Annotated in this window: 4 protein-coding genes and 1 pseudogene; 2 read left to right on the forward strand and 3 right to left on the reverse strand. The window is 70.7% G+C overall.

Annotated elements, in window-relative coordinates:
- The 3 genes and pseudogenes from GT354_RS08290 to GT354_RS08300 all read right to left on the reverse strand — a co-directional run.
- Positions 1–293, reverse strand: a pseudogene (locus tag GT354_RS08290) (glutamate racemase); the annotation flags it as partial.
- 9 nt (positions 294–302) lie between these two features.
- Complete coding sequence (locus tag GT354_RS08295) at positions 303–731, reverse strand: DUF4180 domain-containing protein (RefSeq protein WP_161355615.1); 429 nt, start codon at positions 729–731, stop codon at positions 303–305.
- A 647-nt stretch (positions 732–1,378) separates the two neighbouring features.
- Complete coding sequence (locus GT354_RS08300; RefSeq protein ID WP_161355612.1) at positions 1,379–1,807, reverse strand: helix-turn-helix domain-containing protein; 429 nt, start codon at positions 1,805–1,807, stop codon at positions 1,379–1,381.
- A 95-nt stretch (positions 1,808–1,902) separates the two neighbouring features.
- Here GT354_RS08300 and GT354_RS08305 point away from each other — a divergent pair, with 95 nt between their 5' ends.
- Together GT354_RS08305 and GT354_RS08310 are read left to right on the forward strand one after the other, a co-directional pair.
- The gene (locus GT354_RS08305) at positions 1,903–2,451 is read left to right on the forward strand and encodes a TIGR03618 family F420-dependent PPOX class oxidoreductase (protein WP_161355613.1); all 549 of its coding nucleotides are present in this window, start codon (positions 1,903–1,905) and stop codon (positions 2,449–2,451) included.
- A gap of 160 nt (positions 2,452–2,611) precedes the next feature.
- A complete protein-coding gene (locus GT354_RS08310; RefSeq protein WP_161355614.1) occupies positions 2,612–3,505 on the forward strand; it encodes a sigma-70 family RNA polymerase sigma factor in 894 nt (297 codons plus the stop codon).
- Positions 3,506–3,874 lie beyond the last annotated feature (369 nt).

Here is a 3,874-nt window from a genome sequence, read left to right on the forward strand (position 1 = left end):
ATCGCGGGCACCGTGCCCACGACGGGAACGCCGGGTTCGAGCAGCGCGCGCAACGTGTCGAGCGCGGTGACCGTCGCGGTGTTGCACGGCACCACCACGCCCGCGGCGCCGCGCTCGGTCGCGGTGTGCGCGGCGGCGAGCACGCGCCGGGTGATCGATGCCTCGCCGCGCGGGCCCCACGGCATGCCGTCGGGGTCCATGCACAGCAAGAGGTCGAGGTCGGGCCGCAACCGCCGCAGCCACCCCGCCGTCGGAAGCAGTCCCATCCCGGAATCGATCAACGCCACGAGCATCCCGCAAACCTAGCCTTTCCCCACCACCCCGGCACGACGGGGATCCCCCGGCTCCTCCGTCCGGTCGTCGCCGGTCCCCGCGAGCCGGGCCCCCAGGGCGTCGAGATCCGCCAGGAACCAGGTCTGCGTGCCTCGGTTGCTCTCGCGCACCAGGTCTCGCAGGGCGGTGCTCGCTTCCACGTACGACGTGATGTCGCCCACCACGGCCAGCCGCATGTCGTACTGGGCGAACTTTTGGAGGACCTCCCCGGCCAGCCCCGTACGCAGGCGGAAGAAGTCCCCGTCCAGGCGAGCCACCGGGAGCACGACCCATCGGGCCTCGTGGTAGCCGGCGTCACCGATCAGATCGAGGGCGTCACGGGTCTCGCGCACGATCGGGCCGTCGGGGGCGCACAGCCACACCGGGATGTCGTGGACGAGGTCGATGGCATCGGTCACGCTCGTGGATTCCTTTCGGGAGAACAGCGGTTCATGGTGCGGGTCGGGCTCCGGGTCGGCGACGACCGTCGACCCCGCGGCGGGGATCGAGCGGACGGTCCGCACCGCGGTGTTTCCTCGCGCGACGCGCGGACGCGTCCGAAACCGACAACCTGCATGATGCAGTGTGGCCTACCGACGTGTCGTGGGCTTTTGCGCGACGATCGCCGGGAGCCGGCGTGAACCGGGACCGTGTGGACGCGTACCTGGCGTTGCCGGGCATACCGCGGCCGGTTCGGCTCGACGCCGTCGGCCTCGCCGAGTTGCAGTGGCGACACCTGCCCGCCGTCCCGTTCGAGAACCTCGACATCCATCTCGGCCCTGCTCGCCAAGGTCTTCGACGAGCGCCCGCGGCCGCTTCTGCTACGAACTCGACAGCGCCTTCGCCGCACTGCCGACCGCGCTCGGTCATCGGGTCACCGTGCTCTCCGCCCGCGGGTACACCCCGGACGGCGACGTGGGCATCCCGTTCGTTCGCGGCCGACCCCCACCGGCCGGACCGCCGTGAGCGACCGCCCGTCGCGACCGCTTCGACATCACGCCGAACACGGTGCCCGGCCGGCCGACCGACGCCGTGACCCCCGACCGGGCCCCCGAGTTCGGCGACGCTACGCGTGCACGCGCACCCCCGCGTTCGTGCCCGCTTCCGTCTCTGCGGCCTGTGCCGCGTCGTACGCCTCGCGCGCCGCGTCGATCGTCGTGCGGTACAGCTCGGCCCACCGCACCACGGCGGTGAGCGAGCAGTTCAGCTCACGTGCGATGTCGGTCAGCGCGTACTCCACGCGCGGCGGCACCGTCGGGTAGATCGTGCGCACCAACAGACCGTCGCGTTCGAGTCTGCGCAGGTTCAGGGTGAGCATCCGCCGGCTGATCCCCGGTACCGCGCGCTCCAACTCGGTGAACCGGATCGGCCCGGCCGCCAACGCGACCATGATGCCGATGCTCCACTTGCCGGCGACGTGGTCGAGGACCTCGACCACCTGGCACTGGTTCTCGCGGGTGACCGGCTCGGGAACATCCGTGTTACTCCGGATCATAAAAGTGCCTCCTTACGTCGTGGCTCTCGATCACAAAGAATCACCTCAGGAACAACACGTGCACCATCGCACGAAGCAAACCGAGGAGAAACCCCGTGAACGCCACCGAGCCGACTCCCACCCGGACCACCGACCTCGACCCGTCGCTCCCGGAGCCCACCGACGCCGAGACCGCCGCCCCCGAGCCGTCCGGTCCCCCGCCGCGCCCGCTCACCGAGGACGAGGTCGCCGCGATCCTGGCGCGCGAGCAGATCGGCGTACTCGCCACGATCAAGCGCGACGGCCTGCCCCACCTGTCCAACCTGCTCTACCGGTGGGATCCCCGGGAGCGCGTGATCCGCTTCTCCACCACCACCGACCGCGCCAAGACCCACCACATCCGCCGCAACCCCAACGCCGCGCTGCACGTGTCCGGCGGATCGCCGTGGTCGTTCGCCGTCGCCGAGGGCGCGGCCGAACTGTCCGAGCCCACCCTCGTACCCGGCGACACCACCGGCCTCGAACTCCTGGACATGCTCCCGACCGAATTCCGCCCCGCGGACCCGAGCACGTTCCTGGCCCAGGTCGTCGCCGAACACCGCGTGATCATCCGCCTGCGAGTAAGCCGCCTGTACGGCACGAGCCTGGCCGTCCCCACCGACTGACGCGCCCACCACCGAGGCCGAGAAGCCGGACCCCGATGCCCCCCCATCACAAGCCGCCGGCCGCCGGCCACACCCACCCCACGCCCTACGGGCGACCATGTCACATCGCCCCCATTCGTTTCGTCATAGTCGTGACGGATGCTTCGAGGAGATGTGGACGATGCGGGAACAAGAGTGGTTGGCGAAGCGGTTCGAGGCCGATCGGCCCCATCTGCGGGCGGTGGCGTACCGGATGCTGGGCTCCTTGAGCGAGGCCGACGACGCCGTACAGGAGGCGTGGTTTCGGCTCAGCCGCTCCGACACGAGCGAGGTGGACAACCTCGGGGGCTGGTTGACGACGGTCGTGGGCCGGGTCTGCCTGGATCAGCTGCGCGTGCGCAAATCCCGCCGCGAGGACCCCTTCGACGTACACGTCCCCGATGTGATCGTCAGCGGACCGGGGGGTGTCGACCCCGAGCACGAGGTGCTGTTGGCCGACTCGGTGGGTCTCGCGTTGCTGGTGGTCCTGGACACGTTGACGCCCGCCGAACGCCTCGCGTTCGTGCTGCACGACCTGTTCGCGGTGCCGTTCGACGAGATCGCCCCCATCGTCGGGCGTTCCGCGCCGGCGACTCGGCAACTCGCGAGCCGAGCCCGACGGCGGGTACAGGGAACGGCGCCGATACCCGACCGCGATGCCGGTCGGCAGCGCGCGGTGGTCGACGCGTTCCTCGCCGCCGCGCGTGACGGGGACTTCGACGCGCTGCTCACGGTGCTCGATCCGGACGTCGTGCTGCGCGCGGACTACGGTGTCGCGGCGTCCTCGGTCTCGTCGCGGGAGTTCCACGGCGCCCGGGCGGTGGCCGAACAGGCGCTTTCCTTCCGGCGCTTCGAGCGTTCCGGACACCCGGCGCTGGTCAACGGGGCCGCGGGGATCATCTCGACGTCCGGCGGGCGGCCGGTTGCGGTCATGGGCTTCACCGTCACGCGCGGACGGATCGTCGCGATCGACATCCTCGCCGATCCCGAACGCCTGGGCGCCCTCGACCTCTCGGCGGTCCTCGACGACGACTGAACGACCGACCGAAGCCCGAGCAGCCGACGGGCTCCCGACCATCGACCGCCGCCGGAGCAATCGATCGGCACCGACCGGCACCCGACAACCGGTCGACACCGCCGCCGCCCGATCGGGGCCGCACCCGCACCCCGATCCGGGCGGCGGCGCGGCGATCGGTTCGGCCCCGTCGCTCATGGACGATCCTCGACGGCGTCACTAGGAAGTGTCTTCAATCTGCTCGGGTTGAGGCATGATGTCGGGTGTGATTCGACGTCATGAGTTGACCGATGCGGAGTGGGACGCGTTGCGGCCGCATCTTCCGTCGGGGGCGATGGGTCGCCGGCGGTCGGACGACCGGGCGATCCTGAACGGGATCGTGTGGAAGAT

The organism is Streptomyces sp. SID3343 (assembly GCF_009865215.1).
Lineage (GTDB): Bacteria > Actinomycetota > Actinomycetes > Streptomycetales > Streptomycetaceae > Embleya.